Annotated in this window: 20 protein-coding genes; 8 read left to right on the plus strand and 12 right to left on the minus strand. The window is 48.7% G+C overall.

What is annotated here, in order from left to right:
* Nucleotides 1-163: 163 nt before the first annotated feature.
* The 5 genes from AS151_RS15280 to cbiB all read right to left on the minus strand — a co-directional run bounded on the left by AS151_RS15280 (nucleotide 164) and on the right by cbiB (nucleotide 7,709).
* Nucleotides 164-3,244 carry an ATP-binding protein gene (locus AS151_RS15280; RefSeq protein WP_170861416.1) on the minus strand — a complete coding sequence of 1,027 codons (3,081 nt, stop codon included), beginning with the start codon at nucleotides 3,242-3,244 and terminating at the stop codon, nucleotides 164-166.
* Between the two features lie 217 nt (nucleotides 3,245-3,461).
* Nucleotides 3,462-3,905 (minus strand): hypothetical protein, encoded by a 444-nt coding sequence (locus AS151_RS15285; protein ID WP_071517926.1) that lies wholly within the window; start codon nucleotides 3,903-3,905, stop codon nucleotides 3,462-3,464.
* Between the two features lie 54 nt (nucleotides 3,906-3,959).
* Complete coding sequence (locus tag AS151_RS15290) at nucleotides 3,960-5,429, minus strand: cobyric acid synthase (protein WP_071517962.1); 1,470 nt, start codon at nucleotides 5,427-5,429, stop codon at nucleotides 3,960-3,962.
* A gap of 178 nt (nucleotides 5,430-5,607) precedes the next feature.
* On the minus strand, nucleotides 5,608-6,753 hold the full coding sequence (gene cobD / locus AS151_RS15295) for a threonine-phosphate decarboxylase CobD (protein WP_071517963.1): 1,146 nt from the start codon (nucleotides 6,751-6,753) through the stop codon (nucleotides 5,608-5,610).
* Nucleotides 6,714-7,709: an adenosylcobinamide-phosphate synthase CbiB gene (gene cbiB, locus AS151_RS15300; RefSeq protein ID WP_211517613.1), complete on the minus strand. Its 996-nt coding sequence runs from the start codon at nucleotides 7,707-7,709 to the stop codon at nucleotides 6,714-6,716. Before cbiB ends, cobD begins: the two co-directional genes overlap by 40 nt.
* A gap of 223 nt (nucleotides 7,710-7,932) precedes the next feature.
* On the opposite strand from cbiB, the gene cobN reads away from it, so the two are divergent.
* A complete protein-coding gene (cobN, locus tag AS151_RS15305; RefSeq protein WP_071517927.1) occupies nucleotides 7,933-11,586 on the plus strand; it encodes a cobaltochelatase subunit CobN in 3,654 nt (1,217 codons plus the stop codon).
* A gap of 11 nt (nucleotides 11,587-11,597) precedes the next feature.
* On the opposite strand, the gene AS151_RS20920 is transcribed toward cobN, so the two are convergent.
* The 3 genes from AS151_RS20920 to AS151_RS15320 all read right to left on the minus strand — a co-directional run bounded on the left by AS151_RS20920 (nucleotide 11,598) and on the right by AS151_RS15320 (nucleotide 14,026).
* A complete protein-coding gene (locus tag AS151_RS20920) occupies nucleotides 11,598-11,816 on the minus strand; it encodes a pentapeptide repeat-containing protein (protein WP_170861417.1) in 219 nt (72 codons plus the stop codon).
* Between the two features lie 212 nt (nucleotides 11,817-12,028).
* Nucleotides 12,029-12,763: a hypothetical protein gene (locus tag AS151_RS15315; RefSeq protein ID WP_139240686.1), complete on the minus strand. Its 735-nt coding sequence runs from the start codon at nucleotides 12,761-12,763 to the stop codon at nucleotides 12,029-12,031.
* 528 nt (nucleotides 12,764-13,291) lie between these two features.
* Nucleotides 13,292-14,026 carry a hypothetical protein gene (locus AS151_RS15320; RefSeq protein ID WP_139240688.1) on the minus strand — a complete coding sequence of 245 codons (735 nt, stop codon included), beginning with the start codon at nucleotides 14,024-14,026 and terminating at the stop codon, nucleotides 13,292-13,294.
* Nucleotides 14,027-14,251: 225 nt separating this feature from the next.
* Here AS151_RS15320 and AS151_RS15325 point away from each other — a divergent pair, with 225 nt between their 5' ends.
* Nucleotides 14,252-14,857: a hypothetical protein gene (locus AS151_RS15325; protein WP_071517931.1), complete on the plus strand. Its 606-nt coding sequence runs from the start codon at nucleotides 14,252-14,254 to the stop codon at nucleotides 14,855-14,857.
* Here the strand turns inward: AS151_RS15325 and AS151_RS15330 are convergent.
* Together AS151_RS15330 and AS151_RS15335 are read right to left on the minus strand one after the other, a co-directional pair.
* The gene (locus AS151_RS15330) at nucleotides 14,854-15,447 is read right to left on the minus strand and encodes a Uma2 family endonuclease (RefSeq protein WP_071517965.1); all 594 of its coding nucleotides are present in this window, start codon (nucleotides 15,445-15,447) and stop codon (nucleotides 14,854-14,856) included. The two genes, AS151_RS15325 and AS151_RS15330, sit on opposite strands and share 4 nt — an antisense overlap.
* Nucleotides 15,448-15,550: 103 nt before the next feature.
* Nucleotides 15,551-17,440, minus strand: coding sequence for a S9 family peptidase (locus AS151_RS15335; RefSeq protein ID WP_071517932.1), 1,890 nt, complete (start codon nucleotides 17,438-17,440; stop codon nucleotides 15,551-15,553).
* 203 nt (nucleotides 17,441-17,643) lie between these two features.
* Between AS151_RS15335 and AS151_RS15340 the strand changes: the two genes are divergently transcribed.
* A complete protein-coding gene (locus tag AS151_RS15340) occupies nucleotides 17,644-18,873 on the plus strand; it encodes a M20 family metallopeptidase (RefSeq protein ID WP_071517933.1) in 1,230 nt (409 codons plus the stop codon).
* Nucleotides 18,874-18,913: 40 nt separating this feature from the next.
* On the opposite strand, the gene AS151_RS15345 is transcribed toward AS151_RS15340, so the two are convergent.
* Nucleotides 18,914-19,957: an adenosine deaminase gene (locus tag AS151_RS15345; protein WP_071517934.1), complete on the minus strand. Its 1,044-nt coding sequence runs from the start codon at nucleotides 19,955-19,957 to the stop codon at nucleotides 18,914-18,916.
* 233 nt (nucleotides 19,958-20,190) lie between these two features.
* Between AS151_RS15345 and AS151_RS15350 the strand changes: the two genes are divergently transcribed.
* From AS151_RS15350 to AS151_RS15370, 5 genes are all read left to right on the plus strand, one after another.
* A complete protein-coding gene (locus AS151_RS15350) occupies nucleotides 20,191-21,537 on the plus strand; it encodes an adenylosuccinate synthase (RefSeq protein WP_071517935.1) in 1,347 nt (448 codons plus the stop codon).
* A gap of 132 nt (nucleotides 21,538-21,669) precedes the next feature.
* Nucleotides 21,670-22,308, plus strand: a complete 639-nt coding sequence (locus tag AS151_RS15355) for a 50S ribosomal protein L25/general stress protein Ctc (RefSeq protein ID WP_071517936.1) — start codon at nucleotides 21,670-21,672, stop codon at nucleotides 22,306-22,308.
* Between the two features lie 177 nt (nucleotides 22,309-22,485).
* Nucleotides 22,486-23,874 carry a cytochrome P450 gene (locus AS151_RS15360; protein WP_071517937.1) on the plus strand — a complete coding sequence of 463 codons (1,389 nt, stop codon included), beginning with the start codon at nucleotides 22,486-22,488 and terminating at the stop codon, nucleotides 23,872-23,874.
* Complete coding sequence (locus AS151_RS15365; RefSeq protein WP_071517938.1) at nucleotides 23,867-24,760, plus strand: DMT family transporter; 894 nt, start codon at nucleotides 23,867-23,869, stop codon at nucleotides 24,758-24,760. The genes AS151_RS15360 and AS151_RS15365 overlap by 8 nt, the downstream gene beginning before the upstream one ends.
* Nucleotides 24,757-25,884 carry a saccharopine dehydrogenase NADP-binding domain-containing protein gene (locus AS151_RS15370; RefSeq protein WP_071517939.1) on the plus strand — a complete coding sequence of 376 codons (1,128 nt, stop codon included), beginning with the start codon at nucleotides 24,757-24,759 and terminating at the stop codon, nucleotides 25,882-25,884. The genes AS151_RS15365 and AS151_RS15370 overlap by 4 nt, the downstream gene beginning before the upstream one ends.
* Here the strand turns inward: AS151_RS15370 and AS151_RS15375 are convergent.
* Nucleotides 25,881-26,342, minus strand: coding sequence for a DUF3887 domain-containing protein (locus tag AS151_RS15375; protein WP_071517940.1), 462 nt, complete (start codon nucleotides 26,340-26,342; stop codon nucleotides 25,881-25,883). The genes AS151_RS15370 and AS151_RS15375 overlap by 4 nt on opposite strands.
* Nucleotides 26,343-26,409: the final 67 nt, after the last annotated feature.

The following is a 26,409-nucleotide window of genomic DNA, read 5'->3' on the forward strand; positions in this document are numbered from 1 at the left end:
TTGATTTGGTATATTACCCTACATATTTGGTAAGAAGCGTATGGCCATTTTTCATACGAAATTCACACTACAGAAATCCGAATCATAAACCCTGCGACAAGTTGGGAGCGAACTGTTTCATAATTTCCTGTAATTCCCTTGGTTTTGGCATAATCCAGTAGGATTAGCGTGATTCTGGCGGCAAATATTGTTGGAGAAAATCTCTTAGCTCTTCTTCCTGAAAGCTGCGGCTTAACTGGAGAACTTTACGGTAAAATGGGGTAAATTCGCTATCTTGGTTGGGCAAGCTAGCAACTCGTTTCTGAATTTTCTTAAAACTACCAATAAAAGCTAGGTGGTACAAGGTTTTTATTTCTTCTGCCGGTGGTGGAATAATGGGTTCTTCTGCCACGTCTGCTTCCATTGGCGGTTGCGGTTGGTTCTGTTCGTAAACCCACTGCAAGTTTAGATGTTTTTGCAGGAGGTCAAATAGTTGGGCAGTTTCTACGGGTTTGGGTAAAAAATCGTTGGCCCCAGCTTGAAATGCCCGGTCGCGATCGCGTTCCATGGCACTGGCTGAAGAAACGATTATAGGAATTCTACATAATAATTCGTTTTGCTGCAACCACTGCAAAAAGGCCAACCCATTGCTATCTAACATATACAAATCGGTCAAAATTAAATGAGGCTGCCATTGTTCCGCTTTTTGCCAACCCGTTTCGGCATTTTCAGCGATTTCCATTTCAAATCCCAGCGGTTGCAATAAATTGGTCAAAAAGGTACGGTTTTCCCAACGGTCATCTACCACCAATAATCGTTTGGATTCCCCTTCGTAACCAATGATTTTGCCTTGATGGTTGCTACGATCCAATCTTAGGCTTTGGCGGGCCATTTCCAGATCCAAATCGAACCAAAAAATACTCCCATTGCCGGGAACGCTGTTTACCTGAATTTCTCCTTTCATCAAACGCACAAATTCCTGACTGAGAGACAATCCCAACCCCGTTCCCTGTTTTTGATGTTTTGCCAATCCCACCTGTTCGAAGGGGTGAAAAATTTGTTGGATTTGTTCGGAAGGAATGCCAATTCCCGTATCTTCTACTTGAAAGCGAATGGTAAAGATTTTACGGTGGTTTTCATTGGTGTATGTTTCCAAAACGGCGGCGCTAAAAACCACGCCACCCACTTCTGTGAATTTAACGGCGTTGCCTAGTAAGTTCAGCAAGACCTGCCGCAGTCTTTTCTCATCTGCCACAATGATTTCTGGTAAATCCGGATCGCTGTGATAGGTGAATGTAATTCCTTTTTGTTGTGCTTTGATACGACACATTTCTGCTACGCCGGTTAAAAAAGCAGGGAGGTGAAACGGTTCTGGATGTAGGGTCATTTTTTGGGCTTCAATTTTGGATAAATCTAAAATGTCGTTCACCAATGTAAGCAAATGAGTGCCACACTCGCTGATGATTCTAACATGGTATCGGTCGCGATCGCTTATATCCTGGGAACGCTGTAAAATTTGGGTGTATCCCAAAATCCCGTTGAGAGGCGTGCGCAGTTCGTGACTCATAGAAGCCAGCAATTCACTCTTGGCTTGGTTGGCAGCGTCTGCTTCTTTTTTTGCCTTCCGCAAAGCAGCTTCCATTTCCTTGCGGCTGGTAATATCGGTATGTGCCCCTACCATGCGTATAGCCTTCCCTTGGGAATCCCGTTCTACTACTTTAGCGCGACTGAGAATCCAGCGATAGGAACCATTTTTGGCACGCATGCGAAATTCCATTTGCCATTGGGAAGTTTTGCCCTTGAGGTGTTCTTCAAGGGTAACTTTGGCTATGCTTAGGTCGTCAGGATGCAACAAATCTTCCCAGACATGAAACTGGTTGGGGATTTCCCAATCCGCATATCCCAGCATGCTTTTCCACTGAGGGGAAAAATAAACTTGCTGGCTGGGAAGGTGCCAATCCCAAATGCCATCGTTAATACTTTGTACCACCAGTTGAAAGCGCTGTTCGCTGTGGTTCAAGGCTTCCGTACGTTCTTGAACTTGCTGTTCTAAAGTACCAAAAGAGGTTTGCAGTTGGCTGGCCATTTGATTGAAGGCGTTGGCGAGGATCTCCAATTCGCTGATTCTATGAGCGCGCACTTGTTGGCTGAATTGACCGGTAGCGATCGCTTGACTGGCATCTTTCAGGTGTAAAATGGGTTGAGCAATCCAACGCGCGGTTACAATACCCAACCCACTGGCAACAAAAAAGGTTAAAACACAAATTAAAATAGCCATTCGCCGGTTGGCATGGATTTGCGCCATGAAATCCGACTCGGGAACCACCAAAACCACTTGCCAGTTGATGCCGAATTCATCTTCAAAAGGGAAAATTCGGGTATAATGGGGTTCTCCAAATAATTCCCATTTTACTTGTTTGGGACGATGGAGCTTTTCTAAGTTGGAAAATTTTTGATTTATCTGACGGGCTGTTTTGGCAATCAAGCGATCGCTGGCTTTTTTGGCTGCCAGGCGTCTGGGGACATTATCTTTCATTACAAAAGGTTTTTGCTTGGTAGAAGTAGCTATTAACTTTCTCGAAGGTTCAATAATAAAGACTTCCCCAGTTTTGCCAATTTCTAAAGTGCGCAAAAACTGGTCAATTTGAGCAATGGTTAGGTCGGTTGCCAAAATGCCACGAAAATTGCCCTGCGGGTCGTAGTAAGGCTGTCCTAAAGTAATGGCAAGCGTTGGTGTAGGTGCACTTACCCAAGCATAAACGGGGGTCCAAGCAGGCGCATCTGCTTGTTTGGGAATTTGATACCAAGGACGTTGGCGGGGGTCGTATCCCGAAGAAGTTCGCAACAGTTCGCCGCGGTATCCGGAAGCGTTGATACTATAGCTACGTAAAGAATTGGAAGACTCGGTCACTTGATAGTTGAGACTGCCGTCATCGTAAACAGCAATACCGACAAATTCCCCCCGGCGATCGCCAAATTGGATATAACTAATATTATCAAAAAGCTGAATTTGATGCCAAAAGTGACGTTCCCAACTCTGTAAATTTTCCACATCCAACTTTTGCAAATCTAATGCATTGGCATTCAACTGGTTGATTGTATGAGGAACTTGCAAATAATCTTGCAGGCGTTCTTCAATACGCATCTGCAATTCCTGTTGCATTTTCGTGGCTAGCTGGTCCACAGCTTTTTGACCGTTACGAATGGCAAGCCATCCCATCAATCCCACAGCAGCAAAGATTTCCAGGACGAAAGGAACAACCAATACCCACCTCAGGGGCAGTTTTCCCACGCTTTTGCCATCGGAGTGGTTTGGATCCCGGAAAACCATGAAGGGGAATATCGTTATGACGATACAGTAGCATTACAGGATTGTTTTGATTCTAGCACGCGATTTTCTAAAATCAATCGATCAAACTTATATTTTAGTTACCATATTAAAACATTATGCAGTTTTGTTCAACAAAAATTCGATCGAATTGCTATCCTGTCTTCTCAGAAGCCAAACCTGGGGCCATGGCATCGATTTTCCAAACCTTATCGTCTTTGACAAAAGCCAGCTTTACCGGTATTTCTTGACGATCTTTTGTGGTCACCGTAACATCGATGGCATAGCGATTTGCCTGACGTTTGGGAACCCCTGGTTTCACTTGCTGAAACTGGTGCAATTTGCGATCGCGAATAAACTGACGAAATGCTGACTTAGATGTACTGGCTTGAAAATTTTCCGTGGTTTTTTCCTCGTACGTAGCATCAATCCCATCGGTTGCGAGGGAACGGAAAAAAGAAACAATCGCTTGCGGCAATCCTTTCGTAGCCGCACCCACAACCACAACCAATCCCAGCCACAAAATCAAAACCACGCCAACAATCGCCGCCGCGCCAATACCCACATATTTTAAAATCGGTTGCCAGGAAACTTCCAACGAACTTACCTCCTCAAACAAGAAGCAAACACCATCCAATATCTTTATATCCTATCAAATCTTACCATCCAGATAGCGATGCACCGGATCTAAATCCAAATAGGTTTCCAAGAAATCCGCCATTTTCTGATACAAACGTTCTTGGGATTCCTGCCAAGAAAATTCCGCCGGTTGATATTCAGAAATTCCTGCCAAATCCGCCAACTCCCGACGTACCGCTGCCGACTCCAGAAACCCATGCAAGTAGGTTCCCCAGACCTTTTGAAAGCGCATTCCCACGGGATGTTGGTCCGCAGCCACGGTAATGGCCTCCATTGTTTCCTGATTTGGTTCTTCGCCATCCAAGTACGTATTCCCCATGTGAATTTCGTAAGCCATCCACGTATCGGTGCCATGGGTCACTCGTACTTGACGCACTTCTTTGGTCGGTGCAAATTGTGTCACCGCCGGCAACAACTGCAACCCCGGTACGTCACCCGCATCCCCTGCCACGCCTGCTGCATCCACCAGCCGCCGACCCAGCATTTGATAGCCACCGCAGATTCCCACCACCGGAACGCCGCGCTGGCTGGCTTTTTGAATTGCCGCTGCCAATCCCGTTTCCTGCAACCACGCCAAATCCCGAAGCGTATTTTTGCTGCCTGGCAAGAAAATGATGCGCGCATCTTCCAGTTCCTGTGGATGTTGCACCCAGCTAACGCGAACCCCGCGATCGAGCTGCCACGGCTGACTGTCCTGAGAATTAGAAAGATAAGGGAAACGAATCCAAGCCAGTTTGGCACCAGTTCCTTTTTCTTCTGCTTCCCGACAAAGGCTATCTTCACTTTCCGGTTGTAAATTGTGGCGGTAGGGAAGGACGCCTAAATAGGGAACGTTGCGAATGTGGTGTTGAAAATAGGATGCAGCATCGGCAAATAAGTTGATATCGCCGCGAAATTTATTGACAATCAGTCCCAATCCTTGGTTTTGGGCAGCTTCTGGCAACAAAGTATAAGTTCCTACCATTTGCGCAAAAATGCCCCCGCGTTCGATATCCCCCACCAGCAACCAACGACCCCCCAGGTGTAAAATGGGGCGCAAGTTGACAATATCGCGATGCATGAGGTTTAATTCTACGGGGCTGCCAGCACCTTCCAAGACCAAAACGTCGCAGTTGTCTTGCCACCAATCTAAGGTTTCCCGTACCGTTTCCCAAATGGTTTCTACATAGCGGTAGTAATCTTTGGCAGCGATGTGTTGTTGGGGATTTCCTAACAAAACGATTTGGGAGGTACTATTTCCCGAAGGTTTTAGCAAAACGGGATTCATTTGCACGGTGGCTGGCATGCCGCAGGCGGCTGCTTGTACTGCTTGCGCCCGACCAATTTCGCCGCCGGTTAGGGTAACATAGGAATTATTGGACATATTTTGGGCTTTGAAGGGGGCAACTTTGACCCCTTGGCGGCGCAACCAAGCACACAAGGCAGTTACCAACCAGCTTTTCCCAGCATTGGAAGACGTTCCCAGAATAGCGATCGCTTTCATAGCTTTATATTTTTTAACATGAGGTTTGTCTGGGGTGGGCAATGCCCACCCTACGGTTTTTCTTGTTTTGCTATAATTTGTGCCAGCCCAGCTAACAACTGTTGGTTTTCCGATGCCGATCGCACGGCAATGCGAAAATAGTTAACATGAGGTTTGTCTGAGGTGGGCATTGCCCACCCTACGGTTTTTCTTGTTTTGCTATAATTTGTGCCAGTCCAGCTAACAACTGTTGGTTTTCCGATGCCGATCGCACGGCAATGCGAAAATAGCGATCGCCCAATTCCGCAAAACTGGTACAATCGCGAATTAGGACTTGGCTGGTTTGTAGCAATTGTTTCTGTAACTGGCGCGCCGGCAAATCTGTTTGTACCAACAAATAATTGACCGCACTGGGTACTGGCGTTAGCCCCGGGAGTTGCGAGAGTTTGTGGTATAATTTTTCCCGAGCTGCCGGCAACCACTGCCAGGTTTTTTCGCGAAAGCTACTATCTTGCAAAACTGCTATAGCTGCTGCTGCTGCCAAGGCATTGACCGACCATGGGTCGCGCCAAGTTTGCCAGCGCCGCAATCTTTGGGGATGGGCGATCGCATAACCAATCCGCAAGCCCGGTAGACTGTAAAATTTCGTCAGCGATCGCAAGATTACCAAATTGGGATAGTCTGGGGTTAAATCCAGCAAACTCTGCTGTTGGTCTGGCGGCAAAAAGTCCATAAAAGCTTCATCCACCACCACCAAAGAAAAATTATCCAGCAGCGCCTGCAAATCCCCTTTGGCAAACAACTTCCCCGTAGGATTGTGGGGATTGTTCAGCAGCAAACCGTTTTGCTGGTTATTGGTGCCAGCAAATTCCAAAAATTCCGCCCAATCGATGGTAAACTTATTCCCTGCTACCGTGAGAGGATAGCGAACAATTGGGGCATCAAACGCTTTCAGCGATCGCGCGTAATCGGCAAAAGCCGGCGCAATAACATACACAGCATCCAACTGCGCCAGTTCCCGACCGACCCAAGTCAGCAACGCCGCCACCCCATTCCCCGGCAAAATCCAATCCGCCGACAAACCATGCCAACTCGCCAACGCCTGGCGCAAAAGCGTATAGTTGGGGTCGGGATAACTGTTGAGACTGGATAAATTATCCTGAATCGCTGAAATAGCCGAATCCGGCGGACCCCAGGGATTGATACTCGCCGAAAAATCCAAAATGCGATCGCGGCTGCAACCAGCCACCTGCGCCGCCCAAACCAAATTGCCCCCGTGAGTCGGTCGCTGGTCTTGTTGGGGATTTACGTCGCCAGAATCAAGAAAATTGCTGCTGCCAGCCATAGCAAAAAACTCCATCGCATCAGCCGAATCGCCGCATACACTTTTTCATCCGTAATGGGGTCGATGGGTGGTCCCACCCGGGGTTTTTCCTTCACAACACCGCCGTAGGTATTGATGCCCCCCAACTGTACGTCCAAAATCGTGGCGTAGGCGCACTCACTCCAACCAGAATTGGGGCTGGGGTCGAGATGCCCTTCCTTCTGACAAGCCAGCCAAACCCGAACCGGCGACCTTGCCAGCAATCCCAACGTCACCACCGTCAGGCGACAGGGAAGCCACGTCAAAACATCATCCAACCGGGCACCACACCAACCCAATTCTCGCACGGGCGGCTTTTTGTAGCCTATCATAGAGTCCAAGGTACTGGCCGCTTTGAACCCCAGCGCCAAGGCAACCCCGCCAAAGGGAAACAGCAACGACCCCACCGCCGCATAAAAAAGCGGAGAGGTAACCGCATCCACTGTATTTTCCGCCACCGTTTCCAAAACAGCGCGATAAATTTCCGGTTCCGATAAATTTTCCGTATCCCTGCCTACGTAAATGCCTAAATGCGATCGCGCAGTGGCGAAATCCCCCGCCAAAAGCGGCTGCAAAACTTCTTCAGCAGCGCGGCGCAAGCTATGGGTGGCGAAACAACTTGCCAGGAGAATGCTTTCAATAGCCATTCCCAATAACGGATGGTAGGCATGGCTAACAGCAACCAAAGACCAACCCACCCAGGCGCTACCCACCACCAAGGCTACAGTCAGAAAAACACCGCTGCTGTATAAAAAGATAGCCGAGGTAAGTTTCTGGGGGGGTTCTCGATTCGCCACGACCAACTGTTGGTAGCGGGAGATAACCCAACCCATCATTTGTACGGGATGGGGAATGCGCCACCAGGGGTCGCCGATGAGAAAATCGATAAACGCTGCCAGTAACAAAACGATAATAGCGCGATCGCCACTCAATTCCACAAAGGTTCTCTAAGCTTATAACGACAAAAACGTATTATAATGAACAATCGCTGTTGCTTCACCCGGAATATCCCCCAGCTTCTCAATTGTCTTTCTCCCCCTCTCCCCCCTCCTCCCACTCCTCCCCCTCCTCCCCCTCCTCCCACTCCTCCCACTCCTCCCACTCCTCCCCCTCCCACATATAGTAGTTTTTACCTGTCGGATTTGGTCCCATCTACAATCTATGCATCGAATAGCCACTATCCCCGGCGGTTGGAATCCCGATTCTGAAGGTGTGGTGTTTGTCGAACAAACGCCAGCGCCGATTGTATTTCTAACAGCGGCGGATACCGACATTCAAACCCTGTCGGCGGCAATCAACCAGCTACCGGAAGATTTCCCAGAAATTCGCGCCACCAATTTATTGCAGTTGCAGCAACAGCTAACCATCGATACCTACGCCGAAGATGTGTTACAACATGCCCAAGTTATAGTCGTTCGTTTGCTGGGAGGTCGTTCCTACTGGGATTACGGCATGGAAGTGGTGGAAGCCACCGTGGAGGAAACCGGCGCGACGCTAATTGTGTTTCCCGGCGACGATGGGTTCGATCCCACTTTAATTAGCCATTCCACAGTTTCGGTGAAAACAGCCAATACCATCTGGCGGTATTTTCAAGAAGGTGGCATAGAGAATTTTGTCTGTGGCTTGCAGTTGGTGGCGGATGCTACTTGGGGAACTCATTACCAACCCCCAGCGCCACAACCAGTTCCCCAGGTGGGATGCTACCATGGGGCGACAGTTCCCGAACAACCCGTTGCCACTGCGGGAATCTTATTCTATCGGGCGCATTATTTATCTGGAAATACGGCGGTTATTGATGCTTTGTCGCAGGCGCTGGCGGAACGCAATTTACACCCAGTACCGATTTTTGTGTCTTCGTTGCGCGATCGCGAAGTACGGGATGCGGTAACAGAAATCGCCTCGGACGTATCTATTATACTCAACACCACCGGTTTTTCCGTTGCCAAACTCGATGCCGCTACCCCCGATTTGCAATTTTGGCAAAACCTCGACGTACCAGTATTGCAAACTATTCTCAGCGGCGGTACCAAAGAACAGTGGGAAAATCAATTTCAAGGATTATCGCCTAAGGATATGGCAATGAATGTGGCGCTGCCGGAAATCGACGGGCGCATCACATCGCGGGCAATATCATTTAAAAATTCTACCGCCACCGACGATCGCTTGCAAACCCAAGTGGTGGTTTACGAACCCATGCCAGACCGGGTAGCCTTTGTTGCCGATTTGGCTGCTAACTGGTGTCGGCTGCAAAAGACACCGCCGCCACAACGAAAAATTGCCCTAATTTTAGCCAACTATCCCAATCGCGATGGTCGTTTGGCGAATGGTGTGGGGTTGGATACGCCGGCGAGTTGCGTGGAAATCCTGCAAGCGTTGCAGCAAGCTGGCTACCATGTGGAAAATTTGCCTCCGGATTCGCAAACGTTGATGGAATGGCTGACGGCGGGAAGAACCAACGACCCGGAAGGCTTTGAAATGCGGGCGATTGCCCAGGATTTATCGGCGCAGGAATATCGTCATTGCTGGCAAAATTTGCCGGAGGAAGTGCAAAAGGGGATTGCCAATCGTTGGGGATTGCCGCCGGATAATTCTTTACCGATTCCGGGGATTCAGTTGGGCAATATTTTCATCGGCATTCAACCTTCCCGGGGATACGACAATGACCCGGCGTTAAGCTACCACGCGCCGGATTTGGAACCGACGCATCACTATTTGGCGTTTTATCACTGGCTGCAACGTCACTTTGAAGCGCAAGCTATCGTTCACGTGGGCAAACACGGCAATTTGGAATGGCTGCCGGGCAAAAGTGTGGCGCTGTCGAAAAGTTGCTATCCGGAAGTGGCGTTGGGGGCGATTCCTCATTTTTATCCGTTTATTGTGAACGACCCGGGGGAAGGTTCTCAGGCAAAACGCCGTTCCCAAGCGGTGATTTTAGACCATCTAACGCCGCCGATGACCCGGGCGCAGCTTTACAGTTCGTTGCAGGCTTTGGAAAATTTGGTGGATGAGTACTACCAGGCGGAGGGGTTGGATCCGTCGCGGTTGCCGGTGATTCGCGATCGCATTACCAGTACCATTCAAGAGGCGAATTTAGATAAGGATTTGAATTTAACCGGAGATTTTCCGGAGTATCTGACGCAAATTGATGCTTATCTGTGCGATTTGAAGGAGGCGCAGATTCGCGATGGTTTGCATATTTTTGGCAAAGCGCCCCAAGGTCGGCAACTGCGGGATTTAATTGTAGCGATCGCGCGTTATCCTGGTGGTGGTTTGGGAATTATTGATGCGATCGCGCAAGATTGGGGAATTGAAGCCGAGGGCAGGAACAATCTGGAACGGCTAGAAGCAGAAGCTGCCCGTTTGGTGGATGCGGTTATCGCCGGCAAAGATTGGCAAAGCCAGGTTGCCACCGAAGCCAGCCAGCAAGTATTGCAGTGGATTGCAACCACCATTCTCCCCCATTTGCAACAAACTTCCCAAGAAATTGCGAATTTATTGCAAGGACTTGCCGGGCGTTACGTTCCCTCTGGGGTAGCCGGCGCGCCCACACGGGGCAGACCAGAAGTATTGCCCACAGGTCGCAATTTTTACTCGGTAGACATTCGCGCCATCCCCACCGAAAGCGCCTGGGAAGTAGGCAGCAAAGCAGCAGAAACCCTCATCGAACGCTACACTCAAGAAAACGGCGAGTACCCGCAAACCTTGGGATTGTCGGTATGGGGAACTTCCACCATGCGAACCGGCGGCGACGATATTGCCGAAGCGCTGGCATTGCTGGGGGTGCGACCAGTGTGGGAAGGCGTTTCCCGGCGGGTGGTAGATTGGGAAATTTTGCCGGTATCGATATTGGGTCGCCCGCGTGTCGATGTGACGCTGCGGGTTTCCGGCTTTTTCCGGGATGCCTTTCCCAATTTAATCGATTTGTTCGACCGCGCCGCCCAAGCAGTGGCAGCGTTGCCGGAGTCTGCAGAGGAAAATCCCCTAGCCGCGCAAGTGAGTTCCGAAAGCCAAACCTGGCAGCAAATGGGGTTTCCAGAAGACCAAGCCCGCCGCCGCGCCAGCTATCGGGTGTTTGGATCGAAGCCAGGGGCGTATGGCGCTGGTTTGCAGGGGTTGATTGAGGGGCAAAATTGGGAGACGGATGAGGATTTGGCGCGGGCATACGTCAATTGGAGTTGTTATGCGTATGCGGGGAATAATGATGGTACGGCAGTTGCCCATGCATCCCCGGAAGCATTTGAGAATCGTTTGCAACAAATGCAGGTAATTTTGCACAATCAAGACAATCGGGAACACGATTTGTTGGATTCGGATGATTACTATCAGTTTCAGGGGGGGATGACGGTGGCGGCGCGAAGCCTCCAAGGGCACAATCCCCAAACCTATTTCGGCGACAATTCCCGCCCGGATACGCCGAGGGTACGGAGTTTGCGGGAACAGTTGCATTTTGTCTATCGTTCCCGGGTGGTGAATCCCAAGTGGTTGCAAGGGGTGATGCGGCACGGGTATAAGGGGGCTTTTGAGATGTCGGCGACGGTGGATTATTTGTTTGCCTACGATGCTACGACGCAATGTGCGGAAGATTTTATGTATGAGGGGGTTGCCCAGGCGTATGTTTTGGACGAACAGGTGCAAAATTTTGTCAAGAAGCACAATCCTTGGGCGTTGCGGGATATGGCGGAACGGTTGTTGGAGGCGAATCAACGGCAAATGTGGTCTACGGCACCTCCGGATATGTTAGAACAGTTACGTGCGATCGCGCTGGATGCGGAGGCTTCTGTGGAAGGGAAGTTAAGGTCTTCTGATGGTGAATAAGATTCTATCTACTAACGTGTAGGTTTTGATTTGTAGCTTGGTTTATTTGGTTCATCATCAAAAATTGCACCTCGGCTTATCAAATCGCGTTTTTCATTGAATGATATTCCAGGATTCTCTCCAAAATGAGCATTTTCTACATTAGCATCGCTCAGGTCGGTACCTTTTAAATCAGTTTCACTTAAGTCAGATTCAGCAAAATCCTGTTTGATACCAAATCCGATGTGCACAGACCACGTTTGAGATAGAGGAGGGGGAGGAGCGGGAGGAGGGAAAAAAACCACAAGAAGTTTTCGACTTAGCCTGGGGAATTTTTCGGGTCTTCGCAGTGCGGATTTCGTATGAGGCTAATCCTGCTATTTGAGCTAACTCGGCAAAATTCTCTGTTTCTGCCCCAGCTACTTGTTGGATGGCATCCTGTAGTTCTTGAGGCGACATTTCTTCACTCATATTGTAGCTCCTGCCGACTGATATACGGCTTGATTTTCGATTTGAGAAAATTCCGAACAATCAATCTCTCTATTACTGCTCTCTTATTGCGGCTAATATCGGATGGCCATACTCCCTCAGCACCAGATACATAGATATCGTGTTCTGAAACTTCAAACGTTGCTTTAATTGTGCATGGCTTGCCATTAACTGCTACTGCTGCCAATTTTTGATTTGAAATGGTCCCTTTTAAAACTTGCTCTCCCGTTTTTTCTTCAAACACCCAACCCGGAGTTTTCCCTAGTCCTTTCATTGTTACTTGTGCTACAGAAAACTGAAATTTATAGGTTGTTTCTGCTGTATTTTTTGAACTTGCTGTGGTTTCTGCCTTTAATTCGCCACCACTAGCTGCCGATGCTTTGCCGCTTCCTTTCTTTTTTTCAGCTTCTCGCGTTTGTCGCTCTTTTGAAATCGATAAATCAAACGTATCGTTCCATTCCCGATTTTCGTCGGGGATTCTGCCATTCTCTAGCGTTAGCCTCAATTCCCCAGCTCTGATACCGAACTTAATCCGACCGGCTGGCAACTCCTCCCATTGCTCGTTGAAGTTAATAGTTAATTTTAGATCGATCTTTTCTAATAATCCTTGTGAATAAATAGGCTCTCCTATTAATTTCATAAATACACAATCAGGACAACGATTTTCAGGTTCAGATATATTCAAAGATTGATTTTTTTGTAAAGACATTTTTTTATGTTAATTCCTATAATAAAACATCTACGAAATATTTATAAGCTATTTGCATTTATATTGATAGATAAACTTCCGCCTGGAAATGTTTAAAGCTATCATTTTGACGCAGTTTAAAATCGCAATAGCTTATTTAGTATTTAGTTTGTATATTAGTATAACATACAAAACACCTTTGAGTCTAGTATTTCCTTATTTTATACCATTTCTGAAAAACAATGATTCTCTGGAATTTTCCGATTTCCCTGTTAGGGACGCTTCGCGAAGCTACAAAAATACCCTGCTTATTGATTATATCCTTTTAAGAAAATGGTATTACGGGTCTTCCGAACTTGTGGTGTAGGAATCAAACTAGGATCTAGCTATGGCGATAGATTCAGCGATTTGCTACCAGTTCTTGATAATTTAAGCTGAAAGTGCCTTCCAACAGAAAGTTCAGCGACTTTTTACACACTAAGTTCACAAGAGCCGGTATTACTTGATTTTGCACTTTTTTGCAAAAAGCAAAAATTAAGGCGCTCACAACTACTCGAAATGTAAATTGTGTTTGCTTAAATATGGCTTAATTTTAGGTTTTATTTTACAGTAATAAATGAAATATTTTTCTATTATAGCTGTTTTTCTATTAGTAATATGGGAAGGCCATAATCCCTCCCCTTTAGATATATAAATATCTCGACCTGAAACCTGGAAAGTTGCTTCAATTTCACATGGTTGTCTTTGTTCTTTAACTATAACAGTTGCCAATTTTTTATTTTGAATATCTCCTTTAATACATGGTTCGCCCGTCTTAATTTCAAATTCCCAAGCAGGATTTTCTTCCGATCCTTTAGTTGTTATCTGCGGCGAACGAAATTTGAATTTATCTTTTGTTTCTGTTATGTCTTCTCTGCTTGCTATTGTTTCTCCTTTCAGTTCGCCGCTATTCGCAGCTGATGCTTTGACACTTCCTTTCTTCTTTCCAGATTTGCTTGTTTGACGTTCCTTAGGAATCGATAATTCAAATATATCGTTGTTTAATTCCCGCTTTCTATAAGGAATAAAGCCATTCTTTAGAGTTAATCTTAATTCGCCAGCTTTAATGCCGAATGAAACCTCACCAGCTGGCAATTTTTGGCTTTGCTCTCCAAAGGCAAGGGTTAAGTTCAATTCGATAAGTTTTTGCCATGGCCATAATGACCTAACAGGTGTTCCCGTTAATCTCATAAACAAACAATCACTACACTTGTTTTCAGGTTCGGGTTGAGCAGAAGCAGACATCTATCCTTATATCCTTGGGAAGTTTTTAGGCACAATACCAACTATGCTAACTGAAAATTATACCAATTTTATCAAAACGGTTCAATAGCTTCTACCTCTCTAGGCTTTCCCGAATGATACTCCTTTCTCATGCTACTATCCCAATCAAAACGCGCGCGATCGCGCCATCTCCACAATCAACCAGGCGATCTACAATAACATGGGATAGCTTCCACCACATCGACCATGAACCAACCCAAAATCCTCCAACCCGGACAACCTTGCACCTTTAGCCAATACTTCGACCTACCCTTTGCCCTAGAAGATATCCTAGCCGAATTTAACTGTACCTTGCAGCGATCGCCCATTGACTTGCCACGCCAACCCTTCCCCGCATCCATCGACCCCCTGCTGCAACAAATCCATCGCAACCGCAAACGAATCGAACTCGCTAACGAAACTGCCCGCCGGGAGGCACTTATCGCCCCCATTTTATTTGAAATTATCGATTTGAGCGATCGCAGCATGTACGTAGAATACACCATCGCCGTTAACGAACACCTGCGAGGAACCATTGACTATTATATCGCCAGCAAAAATTTGATTGTTATTGCAGCCAAACAAGCCGACCTCGTACGTGGGTTCACACAACTTGCTGTCGAACTCATTGCCCTCGACCAATGGACGCGATCGCAAACCCCCATTTTGTATGGTATCGTCACCACAGGTGAAGACTGGCGGTTTGGTATATTCCGCCGACAGGAACGTCTCGTACAACAAGACCCCAAACGCTATCTAGTTCCAGAAGAACTAACCCCACTGTTAGAAATTTTGCTAGGAATTGTTAGCTAATCCCCCTCTTCGCTAGAAATTTCCCTCGCAAGAACCTCAGAAACCTGTAAATTTAACTCTCGAAAACCAGGCGAAACCACAAAATCATCACCAGAAAACCAACCAACCTCTCGATAATTTCCTCCTTGCAACGCCAAAACCAGAATCGTCTGCCTTTGCGGATCCACAATCCAATACTCCGGAATCCCACAATCCCCATACTGAAACCTTTTGGCAACGTAATCTTGTTCCCTTTGTACCTCACCAGGGCAAACCACTTCCACCACCAATAAAGGAGGTGCCATAGAAAGGCGAATGGTATTTCGTTGGGATAGCTGCTGGATATGTTCTTCTCGGATAATTGTCAAATCGGGATAGCGATTTCTAGGTTCCCCTCTCACTTCCAACTCCAATCCCTGACCTCGTACCCGACGATATTCTAACAAAGCAGCAAATTTCAGCAGCAAAAATGTAGCAATTTCAACATTCAAACCAGATTCTGGAGGCACTTCCACCAACCAACCGTTAAATAGTTCGTAGAATTGTTCGGAATTATCCGCGTACGCTAAATATTCTTCAAAACTGTTAAATTGCTGTTTCGTAACCACCATCAGTACCACCCCAAAATTATGTTCAACCATACCATTTCCCACGCTCCCACGCTCCCACGCTCCCACGCCCAAGAGGGGGACAAACAAATCCCCCTCAAACGCTCTAATAACGGCTAACGACGCCAGAATGACCTTCCACTTCGCTAGCGGGTTCCGACTGACCGCCTAGATATTTAGACAAGAATTCTTCAGCGATCGCGTAAAAATGCAAGCGATTTTCCGGACGAGCAAAACCATGCCCCTCATCCGTATAAACCACATACTCCACCGGCTTCCCGGCTTTCTTCATCGCTTCCACAATTTGCTCGCTTTCCGCTTGTTTAACCCTAGGGTCGTTGGCACCTTGACCGATAAGTAAGGGCTTTTGAATTTGGTCTGCGTAAAATAAGGGCGATCGCGCTTTCAAAAACTCCGGTTCCGATTCCAAATCTCCCACCCGATGGGAGAACATCGCCATCATCGGCTTCCAATAGGGCGGAATGCTTTCCATCAGCGTAATCAAATTGCTGGGTCCAACAATATCCACCCCACAGGCAAACGTCTCTGGCGTAAACGTCAATCCCGCCAGCGTCGCATAACCGCCGTAGGAACCGCCCATAATAGCAATCTTATTGCCATCGGCAATGCCCTCTTGAATCAGCCACTGTACCGCATCAATCAGGTCGTCGTGCATTTTGGCACCCCATTCCCGATTGCCGGCATTGAGAAAGTCCTTACCGTAGCCAGTAGACCCCCGGAAGTTTACCTGCAACACCGCATAACCGCGATTCGCCAACCACTGCACCACCGGGTCGAAGCCCCAGGTATCCCGCGCCCAGGGTCCACCGTGAACCAGCAACACCGCCGGCAACGGAGTTTCGCCGCCAACGGGCAATGTGAGGTAACCGTGAATGGTCAACCCATCCCGGGATGGAAATGAAATCGAGTTCATCGGTGCCAGGGGCAATTCCTGTAATTGGGGTTTGTTGGTAAACAGGAATGTGAGTTTCTGAGTGCTGCGGTCGTATCGGTAGTAAGAAACTGGTCCGTTATCCCTGCGATAGGAAACCAACCAAGTACGATCTTCCAAATCGCGGCTACCCACACTCAACTCCCCGCGATGGAAATTTTGCAAAATTTCAAAATCTTGCGCGATACTATTATCTAATACCTGCCATTCCAAGCGATCGCGATAAAAAGAAACCGCCTGCAAAACCCGCGTTGTGGGATGAATTAACACCCCACCCACATCGTACTGTTCGTCAGAAGCGATAACCGTTTCCTCGCGGGTTTGCACATCCACCGCCAGCAACCGTTCCGCATTGGCATCGTGGCTGGCAATCACATACATGGTCTGGTTGTCGGCAGAGAAATCCACCACCGAACCTTCGTCTTCTGCATCCCAGTGACGCCAAGTTTCCCAATCGGCATCTGATTTCTCCCGGTAAAGCAAATCGTAGCCACCGTCAGGAGTTGCCGCGATCGCTGCTCGAACTTGAAACTGCGCGTCCGCCGTCCAAGCTATAATATTGCCAGGGTTATCCGTATCGAAGGTCACTGCCCCCGTTTGCAAGTCGATGCGATACACATCAAACTTTTGGGGATTGTTCAAATTCAACCCCACCAAAATTTCATTGGGAAAATTGGGATCGATATCGATGGGTTGCGCCTTCACCCCCTGAAACGGCGTTAAATCCCGAACGATGTTTTTATAGATATTCACCGAATACAGGTGAAAGTTCTCATCGCCATCCGCATCTTGCAGGTAAATTAACTGTTCCCCATCGTAGGTCCAAAAATAAGCACGAATGCCGCGTTTTTTATCCTGAGTCAGTTGCTTGTCGCTTTCGTCGCCAGGGGTTTGCAGCCAGACTTGCAACACGTTGTTCTCATCTGGGGCAAGGTAAGCCAATTGTCTCCCATCCGGCGAAAGTTGGGGGCTGGCTTTTTCCGGATTGCCAAACAGCGTCTCTCGCGGAATAATTGGCGGTAAATTTTGCTCTTCGCGTTCCATAAAATTGAGGTTTTGGGATAATGCCTACTCTATCTAGTGTAGTAGCACAACAGGACTCGCAGGAAACCCGCGATCGCTTCTATCGCGTTTTTGATTTTCCCAAAAACAGACATCTGACAAGCTGAAACGCCTTTTGGTTGCAATGGGTTAAACTATACCATTAACTGTTTTTGTAATTTGTTGCTTAACTTTTATTCCTTCCTATGCTCGATCGCATTAAATCCATTGCCAAAGATATTGCCCCGCGTTTGATAGAAATCCGCCGTCACATTCACTCCCATCCCGAATTAAGCGCCCAGGAATTCCAAACCGCAGCCTACGTTACCGGTGTGCTTTCCTCTAGCGGCTGGCATGTTACCGAAGGTGTAGGCAAAACCGGTGTTGTGGGAGATTTGTGTAACGTTCAAGATGCCCCCTATCTGGGGATTCGCACGGATATGGATGCCTTACCCATTACCGAACGCACCAATTTGGAATTTGCCTCCCGCAATGCGGGAATCATGCATGCTTGCGGTCACGATATTCATACCACATTGGGGTTGGGGACGGCAATGGTCCTATCGCAAATTCGCGACGAATTGCCAGGCAATGTGCGTTTGATTTTTCAACCGGCAGAAGAAATTGCCCAGGGGGCAAAATGGGCGATCGCGGATGGTGCCATGAACAATGTTGCTGGTATCCTGGGAGTACACGTGTTTCCCAGCATTCCCGCTGGCAAAATTGGTATTCGCCACGGTGCCCTCACCGCAGCGGCGGATGACTTGGAGATTACGATTATCGGCGAATCCGGGCATGGGGCGCGCCCCCACGAAGCGGTGGATGCTATCTGGATTGCCGCGCAAGTGATTACTACGTTACAGCAAGCCATTAGCCGTACCCAAAATCCCTTACGCCCGGTTGTTTTGAGTATTGGGCAAATTCAAGGCGGTCGGGCGTCGAATGTGATTGCCGATCGCGTGAAAATGGTGGGAACTGTGCGATCGCTGCATCCGGAAACCCATGCGGCGCTGCCTGATTGGATTCGCCAAATTATTTCTAATGTGTGCGATACCTACGGCGCTACCTTTGAATTTGATTACCACCGCCGGGTGCCTTCGGTGCATAACGAATCGGAACTAACGCAAATGGTAGAAAGCTCCGTTAAAGAAGCCTGGGGTCCGGAAGCCGTGGAAATTTTAGACGAACCGTCCTTAGGCGCGGAAGATTTTTCCTTGTATTTGGAACACGCCCCGGGCATGATGCTGCGTTTGGGAGTAGGCATGAGCGATCGCGTCAACCATCCCCTGCACCACCCGCAATTTGAACCCGACGAATCCGCCATTCCGCTGGGTGTGGTGGCTTTGGCTTACTCGGCCTACAAGTACTGGCAGTTTTATCAATCCGTGAGTCGCGACGAAATGTTGCTGAAGGGAGCCTCTCCGGAATCCAAGTAAATCTCACAAACAGGGTGGGTAAGTCCCACCCCACAAATATCTAATTTTTGGTGGCCAGTTCCGGATGCTGGGGTTCCCCTTGCAACCAATCCGTGAGAATATCTACAGGAGGTTGGTGGTGGGGCCAGGCAAAGGCATGGCGAAAAGCGGCTTCTTGGCAAGCGTACAGTTGGTCAAAGTCAATAATATCCAGCGTTAGGAGATTTTCGTATTCAAAGGGCAAACGAACGTTGTGCAAGCCAGCGTTATCGGTACAAATGGCAATATCGACACCCGCTTCAAAACAGCGATCGAACACTGGTTTAAGCTGGTGCGTATCCTCTAGGGTACCGGTTTTGATGTAGGTGGTGGGACACACTTCCAAACACTGCTTGCGTTGGGCTAACTCTGGCAGCAACTCCGGATACCGCAAGGGAATTTGAATGCCGTGACCGATACGCATCAAATAAGGCAGCAACTCCGAATAGCAGCCGTTGGGGGTTTCGTACAGGTGACCGGTGGTATTCACCCCTAAAGACAGGGCGTAGGCATACAACTGCTTGAACTCTTCCATGCGTTCTCCGTAGCAGGTGTCGCCCCCTGCCAAATCTACCCCACAAACGTACGGACTTTCGCTGGCTAGTTCGATAATGGCACGGTTCACCTCGTAGGGCAAGGTGGAGTGCATGCACAGAATTTGACTGGTAATAATGGGACAGTCCCGAATTTGGGAGGATTTCCCCACCGTTTCTACAATTTTCGCCATGCGATCGATGCGCTGGTTTTGGCTGAGGTCTTCTGGTGTACGCAGGTAGGGCGTATACCGCAGTTCTAGGTACGCTAGATTCTCAAAAACGTAGGCACCCCGAATCAAACGATAGATAAAATAGGGTAGAGATTGTTCGGTTTGGACTTTCTCCACCAGGGTATGCAATTCCAGATATTCATCTAATGTTTTGCGGGGACGGGTATAAAATTGCTCGAAACTGTTGTATTCTGGAAAACGTTGGGCGAGTTCCCGGTTATGACGCTGAAAGTAGCGCCAGAGGATGCGGGGGACCACAGATCCCCCCAAATGACGGTGTAGTTCGGCGTGTAATGCCACTGTATCCCTCCTGGAATCGTTGTGTGGTTGGGAGAATCTTGTTTGGATGCGCGGCGATCGGTACTCCCCATTTGGGGTTCCCGAATCAATGGAGTGAAACGCTGGCAAGCTCTTACGCAAGAGTGGGCCAGCCCATAGGGTTAGTATTCCAATCTTAACAAAACTTCATTTGACAAGGGACCCCTTTGCTCAAGATAATTGTAGTTTGTGTGAACTAAATTTGTAGAAGACCCTTGGCTAACGTCGTAGTAGTAGGTGCCCAGTGGGGCGATGAAGGAAAAGGAAAGGTAACCGATTTGCTGAGCCGATCGGCAGATGTAGTTGTGCGTTACCAAGGGGGGGTCAACGCAGGTCACACCGTCGTGGTCAACGACACGACTTTCAAGCTGCATCTGATTCCCTCCGGTATTCTCTATCCCGAGACTGAGTGCATCATCGGCTCTGGAACGGTTATTGACCCGACCGTACTCATTGAGGAATTGGATCGGCTGGAGTCGCTAAATGTCTCCACCGAACGGCTGATGATTGCGCAAACCGCCCACGTTACTATGCCGTACCATCGGCTCATCGACCAGGCGGCAGAAGAACGGCGCGGGGAACGGAAAATCGGCACCACCGGTCGTGGCATCGGACCCACCTATGCCGATAAATCGGAACGTACCAGTTTGCGGGTGGTAGACTTCATCGATGACCCGGAAGGTATTCGAGATAAACTGACGTGGACGATTAACTATAAAAATGTCCTTTTAGAGAAATTATATAATTTGCCACCGCTGGATGCGAACGAAGTCATCGAGCAATATTTAGAGTATGCCAAACGCCTGCGTCGCCACGTGGTGGATTCTTCTCTAAAAATATATGAAGCCGTACGTACCAAGCGCAATATTCTATTTGAAGGGGCGCAAGGTACGCTTTTAGACTTAGATCATGGGACGTATCCCTATGTTACTTCTTCCAATCCAGTAGCTGGCGGGGCTTGTGTCGGTGCTGGTGTGGGTCCGACCACCATCGATCGCGTAATTGGCGTGGCCAAAGCCTATACCACCCGGGTGGGAGAAGGTCCGTTCCCCACGGAATTGCCGGGAGATTTGGGAGAACTGTTGGGCGATCGCGGTGCGGAATTTGGCACCACCACCGGTCGCCGCCGCCGCTGTGGCTGGTTCGATGCGGCCATTGGTCGCTATGCGGTGCGCATCAACGGTTTGGATTGCCTAGCCATTACCAAACTAGATGTTCTCGATACTCTGGACGAAATTAAAGTGTGCGTCGCCTACGAAGTGGATGGTCAAAGACAGGAACATTTCCCCACCAGCAACCGCACGCTGGCTCGGTGCAAACCCATCTACGAAACCCTTCCGGGTTGGAAACAGTCTACCGAAAACTGTCGTACCCTGGAAGATTTGCCAGATGCGGCGTTGGATTATCTCAAGTTTCTAGCAGAGTTAATGAAAGTTCCCATTGCTATTATTTCTTTGGGGGCTAGCCGCGACCAAACCATTATTGTGGAAGACCCCATTCACGGTCCCAAACGCGCTCTGCTAGATGCCAACGGACGCCCTGTCAAACGCGGACATCATTGATATAACGCCTAGTCCTGACTAGGGATGTTATAATATTTGATTTGCAAAGTCTCCTAAAGTAGCTGCTGCGGCAGTTGGCAACGCCAGTTCCGTAGAAGTACAAGCAATCCCATCTTAATTTGTAAAAAAACTATGGCACTAACTATTGAAGGTCACCTGCGACCAGAAGGAAGCAAACCCAAAGCATTGCGCCGTTCCGGTCAAGTACCTGCTGTTTTGTACGGTCATAAAGGTCAAGAGTCCATCTCTTTGGTTCTTAATGGTAAAGATGCGCAGCTGTTGGTGCAAAACGCCGTCACCAACAACACCAGCATCTCCTTGAACGTTCCGGAACTGTCTTGGCAAGGGCAAACCATTTTGCGGGAAGTTCAAACCCACCCGTTCAAGCCCGATTTGTACCATTTGAGCTTTTTTGCGATCGCATCTCAAGAAAGTCTGGAAGTCTCCTTGCCCATTCACTATGTAGGAGAACCGGTAGGCGTGAAAGAAGAAGGCGGCGTTCTCGACGAGGTCGCCAACGAAATCAACGTGCAAGTTGCGCCCGAGAAAATCCCCGAATATATTGAAGTAGACGTGTCCAACATGCACATCGGAGACGCCTGGCACATTGGGGAACTGGTCCTGCCAGAAGGCGCGAAAGCCACTGACGATCCGGATTTGGTGGTGGTTTCGGTCTTGGGCAGCACCGCCGGTTCCCAAACCGTGGCAGAAGAGGAAGAAGAAGCAGCCGAGGAAACCGAAGCAGCCACAGAAGGCGAAGAGCTGATTTAGCCACCAACAACCGTAGGGGCAAGCCCCCGTGCTTGCCCTGTTCCCCTCCAGTTTCCGCCACCAACAACCGTAGGGGCAAGCCCCCGTGCTTGCCCTGTTCCCCTCCAGTTTCCGCCACCAACAACCCCAAAAAAATTAAGTTATTCTATAGGGGACGTTGTGGATAGCAAGTGCCCTATGACCCTTCCTCCCACACCAAAAGCCCCCGCTTGGATGCAAAAAGCCCATTGGGTGGCCAATCCAGTTGGCTATATGGAAAGTGCCAAACGCCAATGCGGGGATATATTTACCGCTAAGGTCGGTCCGCAAGGCACCCCGTTAATTTACATAGACAATCCCCAGGGGATCCAACAGATTTTAACCAAGGATACCAAAGAACTAACCGCCCCGGGAAGCGTCAATGGACTGTTGCAGCCGTTGATCGGGGATTATTCAGTCATTTTACTAGATGGAGCCAGCCACAAGCGACAGCGGCAGTTGCTCATGCCTTCTTTTCATGGGGAACGGCTGCGGTCCTATGGCGATTTGATTTGTAACTTAGCCCAGCAAGTCATGGGGCGTTTTTCCGTGGATGCTTCCTTTTTTGCACGCCCCGCCATGCAAGAAATTTCTTTGTTGGTGATTTTGCAAGCCGTCTTTGGGGTGACCCAAGGAGAACGCTACGAACGCCTCAAAGACCTGACCAGCCAACTTATGGATTTCTTTAGTTCCACGGCCAAATCCAGCTTCTTATTCTTTCCTATTTTACAACAGAATTTGGGTCCGTGGAGTCCTTGGGGTCGCTTTTTGCACGTCCGAGAAGAGATAGATAAATTAATTTACGCGGAAATAAGCGATCGCCGCCAGCAAGACAATTCCCAACGTACGGATATCCTCAGTTTAATGATGTCCGCCACCGACGAAAGCGGGGAAGGGATGAGCGATCGCGAACTGCGCGACGAGTTGCTGACGCTTTTATTTGCCGGTCACGAAACCACCGCCACTTCCCTCTCTTGGGCACTGTACTGGACCCATCGCTATCCCTCCGTTTTAGCACAACTGCAAGAAGAAATTGCTTCCTTGGGAGACCATCCCGACCCCATGCAAATTATACGCCTGCCTTACCTATCAGCAGTTTGTAACGAAACCTTGCGCTTGTATCCAGTCGCCATTCTCACATTTCCCCGAGTCGTTCCCGAAAATACTTCCTTTCATTTGATGGGATATGACATTCCGGCGGGAACTCTGCTGATGGGATGTATTTATTTGGCACACCAACGGGAAGATATCTATCCCCAACCCAAGCAATTTCAACCGGAACGGTTTTTAGAACGTCAGTTTTCCGCTTACGAATTTCTCCCGTTTGGTGGTGGGGTACGTCGCTGCATCGGCGCGGCTTTGGCGCAAATGGAATTAAAATTGGTGCTGGCTACGGTTTTATCCAACTACCAGTTGGTCTTAGCAGAGAAAAAACCCGTGCGTCCGCAAAGGCGGGGTGTTACCCTGGCACCGGAAACCGGCATTCGCATGAAACTCGCCGGTCTTCGCAAACAGCCGTCAAGTACGCTAGCAGCAACTCGTGTCTGAACCAACCAACGCAGGACTAAAACAAGAATTGCTGGGTGTGTTGCTATTAAACGCAGCCACCTTGCTTTGGGGAACCAGCTACGTGGTTATCAAGCTAACCCTGGGAGATGTTCCCCCGAGTGTATTGACCTTTATTCGCTTTGCCACCGCCAGTATTTTCTTTCTGCCGTTTGTCAGGTGGAATACTGGAGTGTTGCTGGCGGGATTGGAACTGGGTGTTTGGCTGACGGGTGGATACGCCACGCAAACCATTGGTTTGGAATTCACCACTGCCAACCGCAGTGCTTTTATTACCTCCATGTATGTGGTGTTTGTGCCGTTGTTGTTGACCATTGTGGGGCAAAAATTGCGATCGCAAACCATTGTAGCGGCAGCCATCGCCGTGGTGGGGGTGGGATTGCTTTCCTACGATGGTTCGCCACCCAACTTGGGAGATGCTTGGACGTTGTTGTGTGCTTTTTTCTATGCCACCTACATCGTTCGTTTGAGTGGCTATGCCAGCCAATATTCGCCTCTGGCACTTAGTGGCGTACAATTGGGAATGACGGCGCTGTTTTCCCTGGGATGGGTGATGGTGGCGCAACCCCAGTGGCTGTCTACCATACCGTTTTCTGATGGTTTTGTTACTCAGTTCCCTTGGATTCCGGTTTTGTACTTGGGGGCCATTGTGACGGCAATGACCATTTGGTTTCAAACCTGGGGACAAAGTATGGTCAACCCGCCGGAAGCCGCCATTATTTTTACCTTGGAACCGGTTTGGGGATCGGTTTTTGCTTATTTGATTATCCAGGAACGCTTGGGATTGCAAGGATTTATTGGTGCTGGTGCTATTATAGCGGCGATGCTGTTGAGTCAGTTGCCTATTGGGAAACGAGAAGAGTCATGAGCGATCGCGTTTTAATTCTAGGCGGAAGCGGACAAGTAGGCCATAGTGTAGCCCGGGATTTGCTGGCTTATACATCCGCACAGATTTCGCTAACCGGGCGTACCCGCACGCCAGAACTGGCTGGTAAAAACCAGCGCGTACAAACTCAAATCCTAGATTTGGACGATCGAGACACTCTAGAAAAAGCGATCGCAGCCCACCAGTTAGTCATTCACTGTGCCGGACCGTTTCGCTATCGAGACACGCGAGTATTAAAAACTTGCATCCAACAGGGTGTTAACTACTTAGACATCAGCGACGACCCAAACTACGTTCGCAACTGCTGGCAATTGCACGACGAAGCCAAACGCGCTGGCATGACCGCCATTCTCAGCAGCGGCGTATTTCCCGGCATTTCCAACAGCATGGCCAAAATGGGCATCGAACAGTTCGACGCACCGGAAACCGTACACTTGCGCTATGCAGTAGCTGGTTCCGGTGGCGCTGGTGTAACGGTGATGCGAACCACGTTTTTAGAACTGCAACATCGATTTTCGGCTTATATAAACGGTCAGTGGCAGCCAGTCAAACCCTACAGCGAACGAGAAACCTTTGATTTTCCCAAATACGGAAAAGTGGGCGTTTACTGGTTTCCCACCATCGAAGCGTATACCCTGCCGCAGATTTTCCCCGTGCAAACCGTCACCAGCAAATTTGGTTCGGTGCCCGATTTGTACAATTTTATGACGTGGATGGTAGCAAAATTACCCAAAAAATGGCTGCAAGACTCGCAAACCATCGAATTTTTATCCAAAGGCAGCCATCAAATGACCCAAATTAGCGATCGCTGGACGGGAATTGGCATAGCCATGGCCGCAGAAATCAGCGGCAAACACCAAAGTCAGCCATCAAAAGCAATGGTCACCTACAGCGGCGACAACACCGTTACAGCCGTAGGTCAGGGAACTGGTGCGGTTGCAGAGTACCTGCTTTCGGGAAATCTATTTCCGGCGGGGGTTTTCCCCGTGGAAGCTGCCTTACCGACAGACCATTTCCAGCAAGCCATGCAACGCCGCGGCGTCAACATTTCCTGCAAACCAATCCAACCAAGTCCCATTGCTAGAAAAACCAGTTTCTCTTGTTAATTTTCCTCTTCTTGCAGATAATCAACGCCTACCACTTCCCGGTTTTCGTTGAAAATCACAAATACGTCGGTGGTTGTCTGGGTGGTTTCCACTTCTACCACCACCAAATTTTCTTCTGGGTTGCGAGTTCCGACGACCTGTTGAAACTCACCGTGCAAAGAAATAAAATTCTGCTTGTGATTTTTTAAGCTTTCGGGAGAAATTTCCGAGCGAATGGAATCGCCAAATAAGGTTTGTGCCTCTTCGTAGTTATCTTCAGCCAGCAATTCCACCAAATTTTCGGCAATCGACTGCATATCTGTTGCCTGGGCTAAATAAGCAGTAGCAACCGGGATTCGAGATTCTGTTTGGGGAACGGCCCCAGCCGGAACTGCTGTTCCTAGATAGCCGACCGCACTGCAGACAGAAAGTGCGATCGCTGATTTCCAAAAAGCACCAACAAAGAATTTTGGAGCCATGATTTTCCTCCTAGTTGACGAAAAAAAGAAAAAAGGGGAATGGAAGATGGAAGCCAACGCCCCTTCT

This window comes from Geitlerinema sp. PCC 9228, assembly GCF_001870905.1.
Classification (GTDB): Bacteria; Cyanobacteriota; Cyanobacteriia; order Cyanobacteriales; family PCC-9228; genus PCC-9228.